The following is a 19265-nucleotide window of genomic DNA, read 5'->3' as shown; positions in this document are numbered from 1 at the left end:
CACTTTCTGATTGCGGGTAAGTGTGGATAAAAAAATCTGCGATCGCAGAACGGTGCACACGGGGAAAATTTTCTGGGAAATGTGACGTGATGTCAGACAGGTAAGCCGGCCTTTACGCGCGGCACAAACGCCTTTACCGCCAGTCAAGGCGGTTAAAGTCAGGGGGGAACGTCAGTGAACGACGTCGGGAGGGGCGGGCTCGTAGCCGAGACCGAGCTCCAGCTGGTTCAGGCACTGCCACACCAGGCGGTCAAAGCCCTCAGCGTCGGTATTCATCAGCTCATGCTTAGGCAGGGTCCGGATAAGCCAGCTGGCCATGGCACCGCGGCGCTCATCGAGCGGAAGCTTGCCCAGCTTTTTACGGCGCTTCTCTCTGACCGCTTTTTCGCGTCGCTTCAGTAAGGTGGCCATACGCATGTTCTCATACCAGCGCTGGCGCGCGGCGCGCACCGAATCGTGAGTGCCCGGCTCAATGATGCCTTCCGCTTCCGCCTCAAGACGCTCATTACGCTGCACGTAAAGCTTGTCCATGTTGACGCCGCACAGTTGCCAGAAGCGATCGGTCAGCACGATATGGCGCGGCATCCAGTACTCTTCTACCGGGTCCCACTCCAGGTCGGGGAGCTCAATCAGCCCGAAGCGCGCCAGTTCCGGCAGCAGTCGCGACAGCCGGCTCGGTTCAACCCGGGTGGCTGGAATGACGTCACCATTCCCGTCTTTCGGACTGAGTTCGGCGGCCAGACGGCCAACGTTCATCGTGACCACCCAGGTGGCCATGTCGGCGCGCTGGATCAGCAGCGGTATAAGGGCGTCGATAAGCGCGCGTCGCTCCGGCCGGAAGTCGCGCTCGCGGCAGGCTGCATGACGCAGCCTGACAAAATAGGGATTGCGCGACAGGCGCTGGCGCAGGCGCAGCTGCCCGGTGGCCTTGTCCTTCAGTACAAGTCTGCGCATGGCATGACCGAACTCTCCCGGCAACGGGCGATAGCTCTGGGGTGCAAACCATTCCGGATTTGAGCACTTGCAGGCGACGGAGTGATCGCCGCGATGGCGTCCGTCATTTTTGAGGTTCGGGCCGTTTAACCCGATTAAAATCTGGTCATTCACCCTGTCCCGAACTTATGGCGGACAGGGGTTGTCTTATGAACTGCATGCGTTATAATCCCTCACAGGCCAGCGCCTGCTTTTGGACCCCCTGATTTCTGAACCTTCCGCCAAGTTGAGACAGATTTCAGGGGGTTTTTGCATTCAGAGCCCGGTGAAAGCTGAGCTCCGTACCCTGGACGTTTTTACGGATACGTCCCATCCGGTTAGTTCTTCCCCGCGCCGCGTATGTCCGGCCACAGGTTTTTCGCATATCCTCATCGTCGACCACCACAGTACTTGGATAAGGATCAAAAAAAGATCGCCGCCCGGCGAATTCTGAAAAGAATACTCATATCAACCGCTTAAATCCAGCACAGATTGCGCGTGGCACGAATCGTATGGATAAAAAAGTTCACCGATCCCTTTTCCCGCGATCTCATTCACATTTTCGGCTGACTTAATCCAAATCCGGCGTCTGGCGGGACGCTCAAACAGGTTTGAAGGGAAGACTGGCGGACAAAACGTTCTTGTCGGTGGTGATGTTCGTTAATGATCGCCCTGTATAGCGACGGTCAGGGCGGTCAGGCTGAGGCGTACCGCAGCAGCGCGAGGAATGAACAGCCTGAGCGACATGGGCGTCAGAGGGGTAAAGGTTCTGGCGGGTTAGCCGATACCCGTGTTACTGCCAGCGACTCGCTCGCGGTAAATAATTCATGAATCTATTTTCCCGGCCCTGAGCCGGGATTTTTTTATCCGCCCGCGGCCCGGGCGATTGCCTGCTGCATCACCTGCTCGCTGACCACTCCCGGAAGCACAGTGGTGTTGTCTGCCGTGGCATTTTCGGCGGGCATTATGATAATTCCCGGCGTCCCCGTCAGACCCAGCATCTCCGCGAGCGCATCGTTGTTTTCGATCATACGATCGGATGTAACGTTATCATCGTCAGAAAGGGCGGCGGCGCCCGACGTCGTGGCAACCGTTTCGATATCTTCTGCTGTGAGTTTGCCTTCGTTATGCCCCGTGCGGTAAATCCCGTTGTGATACGTCATATACGCATCTGCTCCCTGATGACGGTAAATGCTCAGGCCCCGGTGTGAGGCCAGTGTCGACTCCGGATAGCGTGAAGCGAAGATGGTCCAGTCGCGGAAGGCAAAGCGCACGCCGGCGTTCGCGGCCATGACCTTCTCCATTACCGGCGCCATCATGCTGCAGGCAATGCATTCGTAATCAAAAAATTCGGTCACAATGACCTTAGAGTCAGACGGTCCTTTGACGGGGACACCGTCGAGCTGCATCAGTAGCCGATGCGCTTTAAGGACTGACAGCACGTAAGCCTGCTGCTGCGAAGCCTGCTGACGCGCCTGCAGTTTCTTACTCACCTCAATGAGCACGTCCGGGTGTGCAACCAGATAGTCCGCCGAAATCTCACCAATGCGCCCCTGCTGAGCCGGGGTAAACAATGCGGCGTCGGTAGCGCCGGAGGATGCAGAGGTCAAAGCGGTGCTCATGGCCAGCACAAGGGCGGCCATCTTCAGGGTCTTTTTCATGATTTCTCTCGTAGGCCTGCGCAGGTCAGGCTGAAGGTGAGGCGGCCGCAATGCATACGGCCGCGTAGCGTTTAACGTTCTTTCTGAATGTTCCGTGAAGGTTGCTGCGTCAGCTCGGGCGGCATTCGCTCCGGAGCGTCGTGCTGCACTGGCTTGCTGAGACCCGCAGCCACCTCCCTCTCCGTTCGCGTGCTGGCGGAAAGCTCTGCAGCCAGTTCTGTCTCTCCTTTGCCTGAATGCGCCAGCTGTTCCTGTCTCTCCTCCGCCATCCTGATAATCTCCGGAGAAGCCTGCTGGCTGGCTTCCAGAACCCGGCCGGCCAGCTCCGTTTCGTCCACAGCAGACTTAGCGATAGCGGCCGCAGGCTTCTCACTGTCCACCGTTTGGTGAGGAACTGCACGGCTGAGGTCCGCGGCAAGTTTTTCCTCTGCCGCTACGTCAGCCGTCCTGTCTTTGTCCGTGCTCCGCACCGCTGGCACGTCCGGCACATCAGGCTGATAAGAGTCTTTTCTGATGAGGTCTCTGACGGCCGCGTCGGCAATGTCGGCAGGTGTCGCTGGCGCGCCGACCTCCACCGGCACAGGCGGTGCAGACTGCGCCCTCATAACCGCTTCTTTCACCACCGCCTCACTGACCGGCTCCACGCCTCCGGAAACCTTAAGCAGCTGCGGTGACGGCGCGGCGTCTCCGGTCGTCAGCAGAATGCCGGACGTCGGGTATTTTCGCGCCGTGCTGAGTGCATCTTCCAGCGTGGCCACGACAAGCGTTTCGCCGTTCCGGCTTTTTTGCACAAGCGCGGCCTGTGCGCCGGCGGTGACGATACGCCGTTCGGCCCCACGCTCCACGTCACCGCTTTCGGGACGCAGCGGAACCATCGTCAGTCCCGCCGCTTTGCCGTTACCGTCATACACCGGCAAGGCCAGATGGGGTTCAGGGAACTTTCGTGTTGGCGGAATGATACGTGCTGTTACGGGGCTGCTGCTGAGGCCGTTCGTCCGCAGGAACGCGCGGCCAAGCGCCGTTTTCGATGCAGCCTGCCCCATCGCCCAGATCCGCCTTGCCTGATCACGCTCTGGCTCCGGCATGAGCGCGTCATGCGCCGTCGCCGGGCCGTTTTTTCCGGCGCCCAGTGTGGCCGCCCAGCGCGCTTTGTCATCGGTAATAATCTGAACGTGGTCCTTCGCGCGCGAGACGTTGATATAGAATGCCCGCGCGCCGCTCATCATCTTGCGGGCCCCTTCAACGCCTTCCAGTGCCAGCGAGTACCGGGCACTGGCACCCTGCGCGCCATAGCCCGTGACCGCCCAGCTGTAGTCCACATGCCGGTCTGCCAGCGTTGTCGCCGGATCGATGACCTTAACCCCGCTGCCGTTACGCAGAACAATTTCACCGTTGTCGCGGAGTTCATCCACGCGGTACTGTTCGTGTGCAGCGTGACCGGCCTGCTTCTGGGTCTTACTGAGGCGTACGCTGTCACCGGTGCGCAGTTCAATCTCGCGGTATTCGAAAACCTCGACTTCCGTGGCGTTAAGTTCCTGTGGCGACCAGAAGTGCTTGCGCCCCGTTTCATCCTGCAGGGTCACGTTGCCATTATCATGGTCTACGCCGGTGACATGCAGATACCGCTGATTTGCCAGGACCACCTGCCCGGTTTTCCAGTCTTTCACACGGTTAAAATCGTGCCGCCCGCCGTTGATGCGGTCCAGGATGGTGACGACCCGGGCTTCCTCTCCCAGCTCTTTCGTCATCATCATAGCGTTGTGAATACCCTCATTGATGGCTATACGGTCCTCATGCAGCTGAACCATGATCATGGTCTCCTCGCGTGCCTCATCGGTGCGGCTCATGAAGTCAGCCACGATGCTGGACACGGGGTCCCCCGACTGAACCACCGAGCCGGAAGGAAGGACCGTACCTGCGCGGCGTGGGACAACATCCGGCGAAACCTTTTCAATGTCCTTCAGTGCGGCCGTAAAGTCATTGCTGATGATGCTGTACACCGCAGACCTGAGGTCTGAATCGCGCTGGCGGACGATTTCTTTCATCACCGCCACATCGATTGGGCTTCGCTCCTGCATAAGCTGGAACGGGGCGCCACTCTCGGGCGACTGCAGCTGTGCAACGTCCCCCACCGGCACGGCACGTCCGTTGCCCGCAGCGATCGCGCGATACGCCGCTGCGGTGTCCTGGTTTCCGATCATGGATGACTCATCGATAAGAAACAGCATATTGTCATAGCGAACTTCCTCACCAGCCGCACTGCGCATCTGCCAGTCCAGCACAAACGATTTCAGCGTCTGCGCATCGATACCCGTGCCAGCCATCTCTTTTACCGCACGGTGAGTCGGCCCCAGCCCTACGATCACCGGACGCGCGTCCACCGGCAGAGTGTCAATTGCCGCCTTTACCGCATTGAACTGGGTGGTTTTACCGACGCCCGCATACCCCTGCACGGCCGTGAACCGGTCCGGACTCTGCAGAATAAGCGAGGTTGCCTCCTTCTGCCCCTGAGTCAGGCCTGACAGAAGCGCCGGGTCCACCTGTGCCATGAGCGGCACCTGGGTGTTTTTGCCCCGCTCAATTTCTCCGACGATGGCCTTTTCCATCTCCCACGTGGAACGCGCTACATAGTGCGGCCCGGATCCAATCTGCACCTGTATAAGATCGCCTTCTTTCACCTGCCGGGCGATTTCACTCTCAATAAGCTTCAGGTCACCGTTAAAAGTCAGGGCCGTCTCAAGCAGCTTTGTCCACGGGAAGGCAACATCCCGCATCTGCGCCACGCTTCGCGTAACGGCTTTCTGCGTATCAGTGAGCAGCTGCGTATTGAGCGAGTCCATCGCCTCGCTGGCATTTTCTTTTCCGCTGGCCTGCCGGACCAGCGACAGCGGCGAGCGCGTTGTGCGCAGCCGGCCAAGCTTCTCTTCCGCCCGGCTCAGGGCTTCGCCAGTAAAAATTTCCGCCTCATGACCAGACTGCGCCAGCGCATTAATCATGTTCACCGACAGGTCCTGCGCGCCAAGGCTTGCCAGTACCGTACCCCGATCATTGTCGCGGCTGCCGGGCGCGCTGACATATCCATAAGTGACGTAAAGCGGGCTGGATGTATCCAGTTGCAGCGGCTTTTTCTGCCCTTCGCGCTGCACGATAAGTGAACCGTTATCAACGGCTGTAACGGTGAGGCGATCGCGCGCCTTCAGCCCGGCATTTTTATCGCCGGCGAGCGCAAACAGTCGCTCTCCGGCGGCAACATCCATTTCAGTCTGCGTAAACAGCCGCCAGTCGCCAGACAGTGAACTGAGCTTCACCCTGGACAGCACGCCGTCCCCGTCGATCAGGGAAAGCATGCGGGCGTCGTCATGCACGCGGTCAATGACGTAGTGACGTGTTTCGTTTTTCTCCGATCGATCCTCCAGTACCATGCCGGCACGGTAGGTCTGAGGGAGCCGGCGCTCTTTTGCCGTCGTAAACACCGGCGTACGCGCCACAATGTTCACCGACTCCTGCCCCAGCCTGCCGGCATTCTGTAGCGCATTCCGTATGACCCCCGTGAGCTGGGCCTGCTCGCGCGGGCCTGTCACAACAGCCGTAACGGGCGCATCCGCGTGATCCATTCCGGCAAAACGCTCTGCCAGCGCCTGATAGCGCTCGCGCTTGTCCTGAATACTGGTCACGCGGACCTCAATGCCTTCAGGCGGTGTGTTCAGGCTTTGTCGTTTTACGCCCGCCGCGTTCAGCACGGAAAGGGCATTGGCGTTTGACTGCCGGCCGGCGCTGTCCAGAAACAGAAGCTGCGCGTTTTTCACCTGCGCCTCACCCGTCAGTACCAGCATTTCTTTAAGGCTGAGCTTTTCCGCACTTTCCACGACGACCGTACTCTGTGGTGCAAGACTGAAGGTGCCATCGAGCATCCGGCTGCGGTGCAGGAGCCTGTCTTTAAGTTCCGGTGATTTCGCAAAACTGAGTGCACGCTCGGCTGAACTGGTCAGTACGCTGACCTCCCGCCCCTGCTCACGTGACATTGTCACCAGCTCCTCCGTTACCTCACGCAGACGCGCGACTGATGCGGGTGCATTGATGATAACGGCTGGCTCCCGGGCAACACGCTCAAGGTGCCCTGGAGTCGGGCTGCCGGTAAGGCTGAAATTCACCACCTTGTTCTCTTTCATAATATCCGCCGCCAGCGATTGCACCGACAGCTCGTCCAGCAGGTGAATATGTGAGGTAAAGACGCCTTTATCACCGTCAAGAGGTACGAGCAGGTTGTCATTAATCGCCTGGTCCAGCGCCAGGCGCAGGTCCGGAATAGTGTTCTGTAGTTCGCCGGCGTTATGCGCGGTCAGCAGAAGATCGCCATAGGTAAACCGCGTTTTTTTATCGCTCAGAACGGAAATGGCGGTGCGAACCGCATCCATAGCCTGCACGGGGGCGCCCTGCGCCTCAGCGGGATCAGGCCGGGACTTTTCACGCTCGCGGGCTTCATCCATAACGTCATGAATATCAAAGCCGATTTCATCCATCTGCCGCTGCCAGCGATCGCGCAGGCGCGTCCGGCCGTCTTCGGTTTCTGGTTTGGCGATCGGTGCTTCAATATCCTGCACCTTCCCGTCAGACTTCGGGGCACCCGACGCCGGGGATTTTTCCCCTGCGGTCGCCGGGCGTTCCACAGAAGCAGCGGACGCCTGTATCTCCGGTTGTAAGGCCGGCACGGTATCATTCGCGCCATAGCTACTGATGTCCTGCTTACGCTGGCGTGTGTCGAGGGCTGCGACGTCGCGACTTTTCAGTGAGGCATCTTCTCCGGCGCGAGCCACGATCTCACGATGACGCGAGGAAAATTCCTCGATAACCTCACGTGAAAAGCCCTTCACCTCCCATAAATCATGGCGTCCACCGGTGAGCGCGGTCTCGTAGCCCAGCGTTTCCGTTTTTCCCTTCATCAGGTTGCGGTAAATTTTTCCGAAGGTGACCTGATTACGATAAACCGTTTCGATAAATCCCGCGCCGTGGATGGCGTCGGTGGCCAGCGCCTTCCACTTGCCGTCCAGCTCCGTCACGTTGGCCATGACCACGTGCGTGTGAACTTCAGGATCCAGGTTGCGCGACGTATCGTGAGTGAACAGCGCCGCGACCATTTTGCCGGTGGGCACAATACTGGTGACGCCCTCTTTCGTGTCGCGGGCGCTCACCGTTTGTTCCATGATGGCCATGGTTTCCTTAACGGACTCCAGATGTGCCTCCAGCAGGCGCCTGTCGCCACCCGCGAGGATGAGCATAGAGACGCTTTTCGGTGCCGAGAAGGTAAAGTCGTGGCCCGGCCGGTGCACGTGTGCACCCTGTACCTCTTTCCCCAGCGTCACGCCGTTGGGCAGGTTGCCGTGCAGGATGCCTGTAAAGGTATCAAGGTCAACCGGGCCCTCAAGACCCAGCTCGCGTGCCCCCTCTCCCAGCCACTGCGTGGGCATGTCGTCCAGAAAGTAGTAGTTATCTTTGCTGCTGTAGTAGCCGGCAGCGTCGGCGGCAGAGGCCACCGGAGCAACGGTCATCATCGTTCATACCCTCCCGGGTCCAGGCTGTCACTCATCTCCTGATACACCTCGTAATCGTCGCGGTGTCGCAGGATGTTCTTTTCGTTGTCGGCCATGCGCGCGTTGGCGTCGCCGTACTGGGCGGCGTCTGCCTCCTCGCGCTTTTCCTGTTCTGTTTTTCGCGGGCTGATGTGCCGGACGATAAGACGATCGCCATCGTCTTTTTCGATCTGCATGTTCAGCTCGGGGGCCTCGCCGCCGGGCGCGTCGCTGTCGGTTTCCGTGGTACCTGCCGCGCTGCTCTGGAGTCTCCGGATCCGCTCCAGGGGAGAAAGCCGCGAGACGGCATCGGGCCGTGCAGGCGTGGGTGCCGGTGGAATGGGTGCTGCTTTTGCCGCCACGGGTTGACTGGTCTTCGGCGGCTCGATGACCGGCTCAACCGGAACTGCACTGACAGGAGCAACCGCTACGCGGCGGGGGAATGGACGCACGTTGGAGGCCGGGCGAGCATCGCTGGCTGATACTGGTTCCGGTGAGGGCTCAGCCACGGGTGGTTCAGCGGGTTTTACCTGCGCAGTCGCCGGGCCGGCGGCTTTTAGCGGGGGCGTTGCGACGGACTCTGGTGCGGGCCCGACCGTCAGGGAGGACGTGGTGTCTTCAGGACGTTCCATCAGTTCCTCTCCGGTCGGGAACGTAATGTCCGCCGCCCGGGCGCTGCGCTCGTTGCTCTCGATGATGCGCTCAAGCTCCGGGCTCAGACGGTCGCGGAAGTCGCGCTCCATCAGCGCCGGGTGGTACTTCTTCTGTTTGCGGTACTTCAGGTTCAGCTTCACCACCGGGTATTCGCCGGGCAGGCGCACATAGAACTGCAAATTCGGCATCTTCATAATCTGGTCGTAGTCCACGATGGGCTCGTTGACCTTGTCCTTGCTGATGGAGATACCGTCGCGCACCTGATCAAGGCCGTAGCTGTTCTGCTCGCGCGCCTCCCGCCGGCGCTGATGCCCCAGTTCTTCCTCAACAATTTTTGCTACTTCAGAGCTGGGCGAACGCCCATAGACGCGGGTGTTCAGCAGGTCAAAAATGGCTTTGGCCATTTCGCGGCCGTAGATGTGGATCAGCTGCGGCATGTTCTGAATGCCCAGCACGAAGCAGCCGCCGAACTTGCGGGCCTCGGCCAGCGTTTCGTTGAACTCCGGTACCTTCTGCAGGCTGGCAATTTCATCGCCGATGAACCACACGCGACGTTCGCTGTTCTCCCCCATGCTCTGCAGCAGCAGCGTGGCCAGCGAGAGCCACATTGAAATCAGCGGGCGTACTGCCTTGCGGTGGCGGGCCGTGGTGGAGATGAACAGCCAGCTGCTGTCGTACTGCGCGTTCGTCATCCACTCACGGATGCTGAACTCCGGCTTGCCTTCCTTATCCAGCCCCTGCAGGTAGCGCAGCGACTTGGCGTAGTTGGTCAGCACCGAGCGGATGGAGATGGCGGTTTTCTCAATTTTCTCCTCGACCAGGTTGGCCGACGGGGTATTTTTCAGAAACTCGCGCAGGCTTTTCAGATCAATGGAGAGACAGGTTTTCAGGAACGTCTCGATGCTGCGATCGGGACGCGAGGCAAACTGCATGGCCGTGTCGCTGAAGATGGTCCGCGATGAAGACACCCAGAACGGGTCAGAGTCGCCCTCGACCGGCATCAGCGCCGCCGTCATGTTCTCGTAGTCCACCACGTCCTGCGCCTCGCGCCACAGCACCCAGTTCTCACAGCGGCTGTCGTGCGCGTTCAGGATTTTATCCACGCGCTCGTCATAGTGCGTTTCGATAAAGGTGCCGCCGGAGTCGTAAACGATCGCCCGGTCGCCGCGCCGGCGGATGTAGTCAAGCAGCCAGCGGATGAGCGTGGACTTGCCCACGCCGATCGTGCCGTGAATGAGAAAGTTCATGACCTCGGCGTTCTTCACCATATTCAGGCCGCCAATCTGCAGGTCGGACTTTTCGCCGGCCTTTTTCAGCAGCCGGTTCACCTCTTTAGGCTGGTCGGTGAGAGTCATCCCGGAGATGAACTCGTCCTCGCTTTCCTTTTTGCCGATGCGCCCCACGTACCAGGCGATGAAACACCAGAGCAGGCCGGCGGTAATGCCGCAGGCGCCGGCGATAAACTTCAGGTTGGCCACAAACTGGCGCCCCATCTCCTGCATCCACGGGTTGGCCAGGAGCTGTGCCGGCGTCAGCTTTATGGTGCACATTCCCGCACCCTCACCGCAGTGCCAGATAATGTCCCACGTGGCTTCTGCCGCGCGTGGTGAAAGCCCCAGCAGAGAGTGGCTTGGCCACGCAGCCCAGTACCAGAATCCGTTTCGCAGCACGTCATCCGGTGTCGTTATCCAGAAAAGAGTGCCTGTGGCCACGACAAACAGCAGCAACATCCAGTGAAATATCCAGTTGCTGACCTGGACAAACATGCGCAGGCGATAGGCCGTCATCTGGCCACCCTGCGTCAGGTATTTAGGGGTAAAACTCATGGAAAACTCCGGCAGGCGCGCAGGCGCAGCCCGCCCTGAAATTACTGGCAGGCTGACGGCAAAAAGGTTAAGCGGAAAGGACGAACAGAGACGGGTAACTACATCTGCAGCTGACTGTTTTAACGCAGGGACTGAGCGATGTGACCGAACGGGCCGGCGAGACTTATCACGCCATTCCAGAGGTACAGAGCTGCCGTGGCCAGCGCGCTACCGATCGCGAGGATGCTCAGCATAAGGAGCATCGTGATGACGCCCGCTGGCATCATGTCACCCTGCAGCGTGCGCATGGCGAGGTCCCACGCATAGAAGCTGCTGTGCGACATCAGGAACTTGACCAGCAGCATGCCGTACTGCAGCAATACCAAAGCACTGAAAATAAAAAACAGGGTAATCCAGACAATAAGGGTGCGTGCCGCACCGCTGAGCGTGAGCATAATCGTGTCCTTCAGGAGAATAAGGTTGAGGGTTAATGACTGCGCGGATAACACAAAACCGGTGGCCAGCCACACACGCAGAAGCCATTCGGTGCAGCATGAAGAGGCGCGACATGGCGATTACAGCCACGCTTCCGCACCCCCTGCATCAGGGGGAAGAACGTATAAACAGGGGTCCCTTAAGGGAGGAGGGCAGCACCCGTGGTGTTGATGCTGCCCCGTGTCCGCAGCCCGGGGGACGCAGACGGGAGTCGGCAGGCGCCTCCGTTGTCAGGAGAGGTGTTGTTATTTCCCCTGAAGGCGCTTGCCGCCGGCTTTGAGGCCGGTCATTAAGTAATACCAGGTAATTCAGCGACCTGCAAGTTTCCAGGACCGAATAACCCCTGCACGCAGCGCAGCTGCCAATGCCAGTCCACACGCGCTCATACTCATCACGTAGAGAAACATCGCGGTCAGCATAAACAGGCAGAATGGCACTGACCCTGCTGCACCTGGCAGGGCGTCAAAGCGCCGTAGCCAGGTGACAAAATGCCAGGGCAGCCAGCTGTCCGTCATGTTCACGAGCAGAAGAGTGGCAATAGCAGCCAGTAGCGTAAGGTTAAGTGAACCGGGCAACGAGGCCGCGATTCTTTCTACTCGTCTGCGCATAATGCTCCCCTTTATATGTCAACCAAGCCAGTTACATGATGCCGGCAACAGATTTGGCCAGCTGCGCCTCAAGAACCGGCTTCGCCTCTTCAAACTTGAGGTTCACCTTATTGGCATTCGAAACCACACGGGTCTGGTACTTCATGCGGTTACCCTCTTCACTGCTGGTCTGCAGCTTGATGCCAGAGGTACCCTGACGCAGTGCTGCCACATTGTCCGTGGTCACAGTTGATTTGCTGCGCTCGGAAATCTGCAGATCGGTCACCATGGTAAAATTGACGTCCTCAACCATTGCGTCCGCTGCCATACCCGCCAGGCCTGCAGCAAGCCCTACACCGAGGATTGCACCACCGGATGAGCTGTTATAGGCGGTAATACCCGCGCCCAGCGCGGCTCCGGTTGCTGCACCTTCATAGCCTGTAGACAGGAAACCCTGCGCCTGACGCAGGTCCATCTTCTCTGCCTTCAGGACGTTAGCCTGAATCCAGTAGTAAGCGGCATCGGGGCTGGAGGTCACGGTATAGCCTTTAGCGCGCAGATCCTGCGCCAGCAGCGGCTCAAGGTCGCTCATGTCCTTATCCGAGGTGTTACGCACCTGCAGGTAGACGGTTTTCTGGCTGGATGGCTCAAGCCAGACGGTTTGACTCATCTGGGTTTTCACTTCCAGATTGCGCTTTTTAATTGCGGTGCTCATGGCACCACAGCCGGAAAGCATAAGGCAGGCAGCGGCGATCGCCGCCACGAAGGCATTGCGGTTTTTCATATACGTATCCTTGTTTAACGGTAAAAACGAGACTGGCGCGCCCCGGGGCACGCTGTTTTAAATGGGTGGGTTATTAAGAAACCCCTCCCGTCAGAGTGCCGGGAGGGGTATCGGCAGAAGCCGTTAGAACTTAAATCTTTTTAATGAGATTGCTGATTTTCTCAAGAGCCAGGCCAGCTCCGAGACGGTTAATTTCAGCTGACACTAGAATGCTGGTTATTACGAATAGTGCCAGAAGCAAAGCTGGAACTGCTATGGCAAACCAAACAGAAATGCCAGAGAGTAAGCAGCTCATAATCATAAGAAGACAAAACGTAATAACCGATTTCCTTACGATCTTGCCGAGATGGCTCACTATTAACGATTCATTTCTGATACTAGATGGCAAAGAAAGGTAAGTGAGCTGGTTGTTGTATGTCATTAAGAAAACAAACAACCCAATACCTACAGTGATGGCTAATAAATACCAACCTTCTGAGACAAAAAAGTTGAGAAAACCTTCCATTGATGTGTCTTTTCTATTGAAGGAGAGGTAAAAAATTAATGTGCTCAAGATACTTAAAGCAGCAGAGAATAAAGGAAGTGCTGAACTCCTTTTCATCAATGACGTTGCAGAAGGAATTTCTCGTTGATTGGCCCCTAAGCTACCCATCAAACGATCAACGTCCGCTTCAACTTGTGCTGCAGTTAAGTTAGTCATCTCTGTTTTTCCTTAACATCTATCAAGAGGCTTTTTTCTGCTGCTCTCTGAGCTCTTTGAGTTTTCTCTCAAAGGTGGCGGTTTCAGCATGATCAAAGCCTGGTTTAGTTTGCCTTAAATCCTCTTCAGTGCGGCCAATTTGCTGGCTTTTCACCGCACCCTGATGCTCATTCCTGAGTATATCACTGGACGTCTGAACAGTGGTTTTATTTTCGGCGATTTTGCCGTCATTTTCTCTGACAGTTTCCATAAGGCCAGATCTTTGTGCTGCCACCTGGTTGGCCACATTACTCTGAATGCCGGCACCTGCAGCCTGCTCGCTTACGCGTTTTGATCCACTGCGGAAATCGTCGCTCATTGCCTGTGACGGTGCACCGGCAGGAACACTGAGATTGCGCTCACCTTTGTTATAATTCGCCTCCACTACCCGGCTGCTTACGCCTGCGTTGCCACTCTTTTCACCTGCCGGTACGCCTGGCCCTGATTCCGGTGATCCGGGCTGAATACTGGCACTGCTGTTAGGAGATGCATCTAGCGAGCGGGTCGTCTGTAGCGGTTCGTTATTAACCTGATCGGACCGGGCACCGTAATTCCGCATGATTTCCGGCTCAAGCCGCTCGTGCATAAACTCCGTGGCTGCGCCCTGCGCGCTTCTGACGTTTGTCAGAATGTTCTGCGCATCGCTTCCGTATTTAGCGGTAGTCCAGTCCACAAACTCTTGGTTGTAATTGGCATCCAGGCTGGCGCTCTGCGTCTGCGACAGCGTGGCCATGCGGCTGAACTCCTGACTGCGCGTACTGCTTTCCGTGTACTGGTGATACTGGCTCTTCGCATCATTAAGCGTGGCCGCGAACTGCTGTGCCTGAGAGTTCGACTGGTTATCCGTGTGGCTGCCCGATTCACTCAGGCGGGTTGCCGTGACCATATCCATACCCTCGCGGAAGTCGCGCGCTTCCTGACTGCTCTGATCGTGGCGATTGTCGCGCCCCTCGGCGTGGCTGTCCTGGGTGCCGTGCGAGCTTCCCGTACTATGCCGCAGGTCAGCACTGATGTTGCCTTCCCCTCCAGCACTCAGCCCCGTAGCCCACTTGCCAAGTTTTCCTGCCAGCTGGTCACCGGAGTCAAATTTAACGTAGCCCTTCACGCCGGAACCCACACTTCCCTGGTTACTGATATCCATCAGCTGGTTATACGCCTGCTGCTCAGAAACGTTATGCGACTTCGCGTAACTCTCCACCGCCGACTGCATTTTGCTTGCGCCGCGGCTGACACTTGTCGCCACGCTGCTGTCGCTGCCCTGCGTTGTGCTGTCGCTGTTACCACTCTGCTGCGTCAGCTGATTCATCTGCTGGAAGCCGCTGGTGACGCTGTGGTTATAGCCGTCAAGTGAACTCTGCGCCTGCTGTTGTGCCTGCCGGGCCTGTTCAGAGAAGCCGCTGCTGGCAAGTGAGCTCAGTCGCATGCTGACCGGCAGGTTTGATATCGCCTGGCTGGTATCTACAACGGTGTGGCCGTCAGCCGTCTGCGTCACCATTGAGTTGTTACCGGTCTGGAAGCCCTGTGAACCTAAACGACGCATCATGTTCGTATCAAATTTGTTAGCGCTGACGTTATCCATCGACATGTTGTTAAACGACCAGTTACCGTCCGCCGTGGTGGAGGCCTGCCCGCCGGTCGCGAATGCCGAAGAACTCATCACGCCACCTACCGCCTGCGAAGCCACAGACGCCGCGCCTTTGGTCAGGAAGAATGCCAGCACCGGTATCGACATGCTCAGGTAGCCTGCAATGTTGGCCGCGTCCGAATGCTGCAGTGCCACCTGATCCTGATTGGCCAGTACCAGCGCCGTCGCGCCGGTTTTCGTCTGCAGGTAGAAGTTGGCCAGCGAGTTCAGGATGGCAAACATTATCGGCCACATCTGGAAGTACACAAATCCGCCGGCATATAACTTCAGCGTGTTCATGCCGAATATGCCGTGGTTCACCAGTGCCAGCGCAATCACCAGCGGGAACAGCGCAATCAGCACAAGCATCATCAGCGACTGGAACATTGGCAGCGTGCGCGCGGCAATGACGCCGCCCGCACCCCAGCTGATACGCTGCTTTGTCAGGCTGGACTCGGTGGCAAGATTAAGCAGGTTCGCGGTATCAGATGAACGCGCCGCAAACCCCTTCCAGCCATCGCGGATGGCCGCGTTCGTGATGTTGTTACGCATAATCTGAGAAGCACTCAGTCCGCCGGCGTAGAAGAAGTTGTAGCTCTCGTCCATGGCATTTGCGAGGAGAGTATCCCCACTCACGCGGCTGCCAAATACGCGCGTTGCCAGAGCATGCCAGGTGGTGCCACCAACACGAACGTCAGCACCAATGAGAGTCTTAATCACCGCCGCCGCCTGCTGGCAGGTAATGAATTGCCGGCCCCCGCCAGTGTCCTGATACAGGCCGCGGAGAGGGCTCGGGTTATCCGTAATCAGCGTCAGCGGGTCAGTGCTGTTCAGCAGCTGCGACACGGTGTACTTGTTATTAAGCAGGATATCGCCCACCACGCAGTTCTCCACGTAGTCGGTGAGCATCTGCGACAGCTGAGGATTCTGAGAGCGGAAGTCCGTGGTCTGCGCCACAATTTGCGAGCCAAAGAGCATGCCTGACTTCGTGTAAGTCAGCGAGTCTGGTCGGGAGAGGGTGTATTCATAGAGGCGCGTCATAGCAAACCCCGTTGATGTTGACAGGCCAGCGATAAAAGCCAGCCCTGCCGGCACATTGTCCACCTCGTAAACGGCAGCCGGATCGGTCACATCGAGAATCTGTACGCTGCGCTTTGGCACAAGCAGCACGGAAGTGATCAAGAAGAATATGGCCAGCCAGTTCGCAAATACCATTGGGTTGCGCGATTTGACGAAGCTGAACATTACACCCAGCACGCCGAACAGTCCGACAATGCGCTTGAGTGTACTGTAGGTATCGGTGCCAATGACGGTAACAACGCCATTAAACACCTGCCGCCACATGTCACCGCCGTATATGGTCCAGACTTCAGTCATTGCCCGTTCCCCACTGATAGTTGCCCTGATAGGAAGTTGAGATAATGGTCGACACCTGCTGCTGCAGGTACTGCATGTTGCGATCGATGCCGTCCAGCGCGTTCTGGTCAGCGGTGGACTGCAGCTTCATCTGCGCCAGCAGCGAGGTTGCGGCCAGTACGTTGTTGCGCAGCTCGCCCGCCGCCTGCTCCGGGAAATTTTTGCCCGCAAGCGACTGGCTCGCCTGCTTCACGAGTTCCTGCAGGTACTGGATCATCATGTCCTGCGCGATGAAGTCCGCGACCTGAATCAGATAGGTAGGCCCCATGCCCATGCTGCGGGAGTTGGTGAGGTATTTGAGTACCGGCACCGAGGTAGTGTTGATGAAGCCCTTTTCCTTGTCCGACAGGCCGGTGTCGTCGCTGAGCTTGCTGTCGATGGAAATCATCAGGTTTCGCACCTGACTGACCAGCGCCACATCGCTGCTGACCGTGACGTTAGTGACGGTCGGTCCGAGACACAGGTCCTGCTCATCGCAGCCGTATATTTTCGCGGTGCCGCCGCGCATCAGCACGCTAATGATGTCGCGGTTATCAACCAGCGGCGTCAGGATGGTAACCTGCCCGTCCTTGTTGAAAATGATGGACCCCACCACACTCATTACCAGCTCTTTCAGCTGACGGTTGCCGTCAAAAAGGTGGTTACGTCCCAGCGCGTCCCAGATAAGATTTTTATTCTTTAGCACCTGGTCTTTCTGGTTGTCAGAGGCGCGACCGGTGACGCTGTCACCCTGTCCGCCTACCGTACAGCCCTGACGGGAGGCCGCCCAGTCGGAGAAAATATTGCTTTCACCGGCAATGTCCTGGCAGATTTTTTGGTTCGATACCTGAGATACCGGCCACAGGCCGCCGATGATGCCCTGCGCCGCCTGACAGGAGCTCATGTTGGCGGAGTTCACGTCAGACGCGAGCTTCTGCAGAAAGTCTTTGGCCTGTTTGAGCTCCGGCACCATGGTCTGCAGAGCAAGATCGAAGGCGTAACCTGCGGCGTTGCTCATGATCTGTTTCACAAATCGCTGCAGCTCGGCGCCGTTAATGAAGGAAAACGCACCGAGATAAGCGTCAATGCCGCCGCAGCCAGCGTTGAGTGAGGGAACCTGCATAGAGATAAGCTGCACCTGCTTTACAGGGTTACGCAGGTAAATCGAGCCGCCAGTTACGTAGCCCGCGGCCTGCCCCTGCCATGCCTGCGCTTTTGAAACGTTACCGTCAAAGCCGAGACTGCCAAAGTAGCCATTCAGGTCGCCCTGCACGTCGGCGAGCGCCGGCGCGCTGATAGTAAGCGCCGTCGCGGCGCCAATAAGGAACTGTCGCAGATTCATCATGCCTTCCCCGCCCGTTTATTTTTAATTTCTTTCATTGGTAACTCCTGTCAGTCATGAATCCGTGCCGGCGCAGCGTAATGCTGGCCAGCGCGCCGCAGCCGAAGCCGCCGGCAAGGGCAAACAGAAACAGCAACGGATAGAGCTGCAGACCACTGAGCAGCAGTGCATCAGGGCCGTAAGTCATGCCAGGCAGTCTCCCCGCGAGGTCGCAGGCCAGCCAGGCGTATATCCCGGCCGCCGCCAGCAGCGAAGCGCAGACGAGCAGCAGCACCGTCTCCGTCTGTGAGAACGTTAAAGGTTTTTCCGTCATGTTTTTTCCGGTGGCGGCGGGGCCGCACAGGTTACTGCGGGGTCAGCGAGGCGCTGCTCGGCACCGGACCCAGCGTGTCAGGAGGGAGGTTGTCGATATCGGCTTCGATCATCTGCGCAAGGCGCTGGCTCATGGTGCCCATGTCCGTGTCCCCCTGAAAAAGCGGGTAAGCCATATTGGTATTGACGTTGACCATAAAGGTCGTCGGCGTGGCGATGGGCAACCCGTTGCCGAAGAACGTCAGGATTTCGCCGGCAATGGGTTCGTTCGGTCCGGCCTTACGCGGAATAAGCGCCACGGGGAAGGCCGTATCGCCGTAGCCGTCCAGGGTGTAAGGGTAAACCTTAACGCCCGCCTCATCGGCCCACGCCTTCAGCTTCGGATCGAACTTCGCGCTGTACTGGCACCCGCGCTGCATAAATACCACCACCGCGTAGTCGTTAAGGTTTACGCGCCGTCCGTCAGTGAGCGTCATCAGATTAGGTGGCTTTGCGGGCGCGGTGCGGGTCGGCGCGGTGCCGGGCAGTCCGAACGCCGGCAGCTGCACCCCCTGCTGTCCTTTTGCCTGCTCCAGCGCGGCAATCTCATCGGCAACGGAGGCCTGCGCAAGCGCCGGCAGCAGCAACATGGACGCCAGAAGTACGTTAAGCCTCATGATGGTCTCCCGGTCCGCTACGCGTGCGGCGGTACGCGATGACTTCAATGAAAACGCCCAGCCCTACCAGAACAAAGCATGCCACCGACACGACGACCAGCACGTCGTATGTCAGGCTCACGGAGTATGTCAGCAGCTGGCGCAGGCAGTTAAGGATGATGCCCGCCATAAAAAGCGTGGCGATAAGAGGTAAACGGTTCATGCGTAATCTCCAGGTACCCTGCGGCGAAAGATCCACATCGCCAGGCTTGAAAGGATGGAAAGCAACACCCCGCACTGATAAAGGAAGAACAGCGTGCCGCTGGTTTGTTCTGCCCACGCATCCCGGCTGACCGCCCCCTTATCACACATTACGGGGGGTGGCGCAGGTTTTAACATCTCCGGAGCAGGCACACCGTTCTGAAGTTCATCCGGCGTGGCGGTCGGGAAGTGCGTCACAGGCGTGGCCTGTGATACACAGCCCCACACCTGCCCCGCCGGCGCGTCGCGCACCAACCTTTCGGCCTCGCTCAGCAGCATCCTCCCGGCGCTGCCGGCATGGTGTGACATCAGTAAAAACAGCAGAAAAAACAGCAGCGCCGGGTGAATAACCAGCGCCTGCAGCAGCAGATTCGTCAGGCCGCGGACGGCGCGCAGCCGCCGCCCGTGCCAGACGGGTGATAGCGTCAGCAT

At 58.2% G+C, this 19265-nt stretch carries 14 protein-coding genes; all 14 read right to left on the bottom strand.

From position 1 onward, the window contains the following. Positions 1 to 171 precede the first annotated feature (171 nt). The gene (gene repA, locus ACIP6T_RS23495; RefSeq protein ID WP_400459482.1) at positions 172 to 1107 is read right to left on the bottom strand and encodes a plasmid replication initiator RepA; all 936 of its coding nucleotides are present in this window, start codon (positions 1105 to 1107) and stop codon (positions 172 to 174) included. Between the two features lie 728 nt (positions 1108 to 1835). Beyond that, the gene (locus ACIP6T_RS23490; protein ID WP_400459479.1) at positions 1836 to 2633 is read right to left on the bottom strand and encodes a DsbA family protein; all 798 of its coding nucleotides are present in this window, start codon (positions 2631 to 2633) and stop codon (positions 1836 to 1838) included. Positions 2634 to 2704: 71 nt separating this feature from the next. Continuing rightward, entirely contained in the window at positions 2705 to 8182 is a 5478-nt protein-coding gene (mobF, locus tag ACIP6T_RS23485) for a MobF family relaxase (protein WP_400459477.1), read from the bottom strand. Further along, complete coding sequence (gene traD, locus ACIP6T_RS23480) at positions 8179 to 10680, bottom strand: type IV conjugative transfer system coupling protein TraD (RefSeq protein ID WP_400459474.1); 2502 nt, start codon at positions 10678 to 10680, stop codon at positions 8179 to 8181. The genes mobF and traD overlap by 4 nt, the downstream gene beginning before the upstream one ends. A 119-nt stretch (positions 10681 to 10799) precedes the next feature. Further along, on the bottom strand, positions 10800 to 11189 hold the full coding sequence (locus tag ACIP6T_RS23475; RefSeq protein ID WP_400459471.1) for a hypothetical protein: 390 nt from the start codon (positions 11187 to 11189) through the stop codon (positions 10800 to 10802). 273 nt (positions 11190 to 11462) lie between these two features. Beyond that, on the bottom strand, positions 11463 to 11762 hold the full coding sequence (locus ACIP6T_RS23470) for a hypothetical protein (RefSeq protein ID WP_400459468.1): 300 nt from the start codon (positions 11760 to 11762) through the stop codon (positions 11463 to 11465). 31 nt (positions 11763 to 11793) lie between these two features. Then, positions 11794 to 12525, bottom strand: coding sequence for a complement resistance protein TraT (gene traT / locus ACIP6T_RS23465; protein WP_400459465.1), 732 nt, complete (start codon positions 12523 to 12525; stop codon positions 11794 to 11796). A 130-nt stretch (positions 12526 to 12655) separates the two neighbouring features. Next, positions 12656 to 13225, bottom strand: a complete 570-nt coding sequence (locus ACIP6T_RS23460; protein ID WP_400459462.1) for a hypothetical protein — start codon at positions 13223 to 13225, stop codon at positions 12656 to 12658. Positions 13226 to 13247: 22 nt separating this feature from the next. Then, a complete protein-coding gene (traG, locus tag ACIP6T_RS23455; protein ID WP_400459459.1) occupies positions 13248 to 16265 on the bottom strand; it encodes a conjugal transfer mating-pair stabilization protein TraG in 3018 nt (1005 codons plus the stop codon). Next, complete coding sequence (gene traH / locus ACIP6T_RS23450) at positions 16258 to 17625, bottom strand: conjugal transfer pilus assembly protein TraH (RefSeq protein WP_400459716.1); 1368 nt, start codon at positions 17623 to 17625, stop codon at positions 16258 to 16260. Before traH ends, traG begins: the two co-directional genes overlap by 8 nt. A 34-nt stretch (positions 17626 to 17659) precedes the next feature. Further along, positions 17660 to 17938 carry a hypothetical protein gene (locus tag ACIP6T_RS23445; RefSeq protein ID WP_400459456.1) on the bottom strand — a complete coding sequence of 93 codons (279 nt, stop codon included), beginning with the start codon at positions 17936 to 17938 and terminating at the stop codon, positions 17660 to 17662. A gap of 31 nt (positions 17939 to 17969) precedes the next feature. After that, positions 17970 to 18593: an F-type conjugal transfer protein TrbB gene (gene trbB / locus ACIP6T_RS23440; RefSeq protein ID WP_400459453.1), complete on the bottom strand. Its 624-nt coding sequence runs from the start codon at positions 18591 to 18593 to the stop codon at positions 17970 to 17972. Continuing rightward, positions 18583 to 18795: a hypothetical protein gene (locus ACIP6T_RS23435; RefSeq protein WP_400459450.1), complete on the bottom strand. Its 213-nt coding sequence runs from the start codon at positions 18793 to 18795 to the stop codon at positions 18583 to 18585. The genes trbB and ACIP6T_RS23435 overlap by 11 nt, the downstream gene beginning before the upstream one ends. Further along, entirely contained in the window at positions 18792 to 19265 is a 474-nt protein-coding gene (locus ACIP6T_RS23430; protein WP_400459447.1) for a hypothetical protein, read from the bottom strand. The genes ACIP6T_RS23435 and ACIP6T_RS23430 overlap by 4 nt, the downstream gene beginning before the upstream one ends.

This window comes from Pantoea sp. NPDC088449 (assembly GCF_044753225.1).
Classification (GTDB): Bacteria; Pseudomonadota; Gammaproteobacteria; order Enterobacterales; family Enterobacteriaceae; genus Pantoea; species Pantoea floridensis.
The sequence above is the reverse complement of the archived record's forward strand: the minus strand, read 5'-3'. Positions and strand labels throughout refer to the sequence as shown.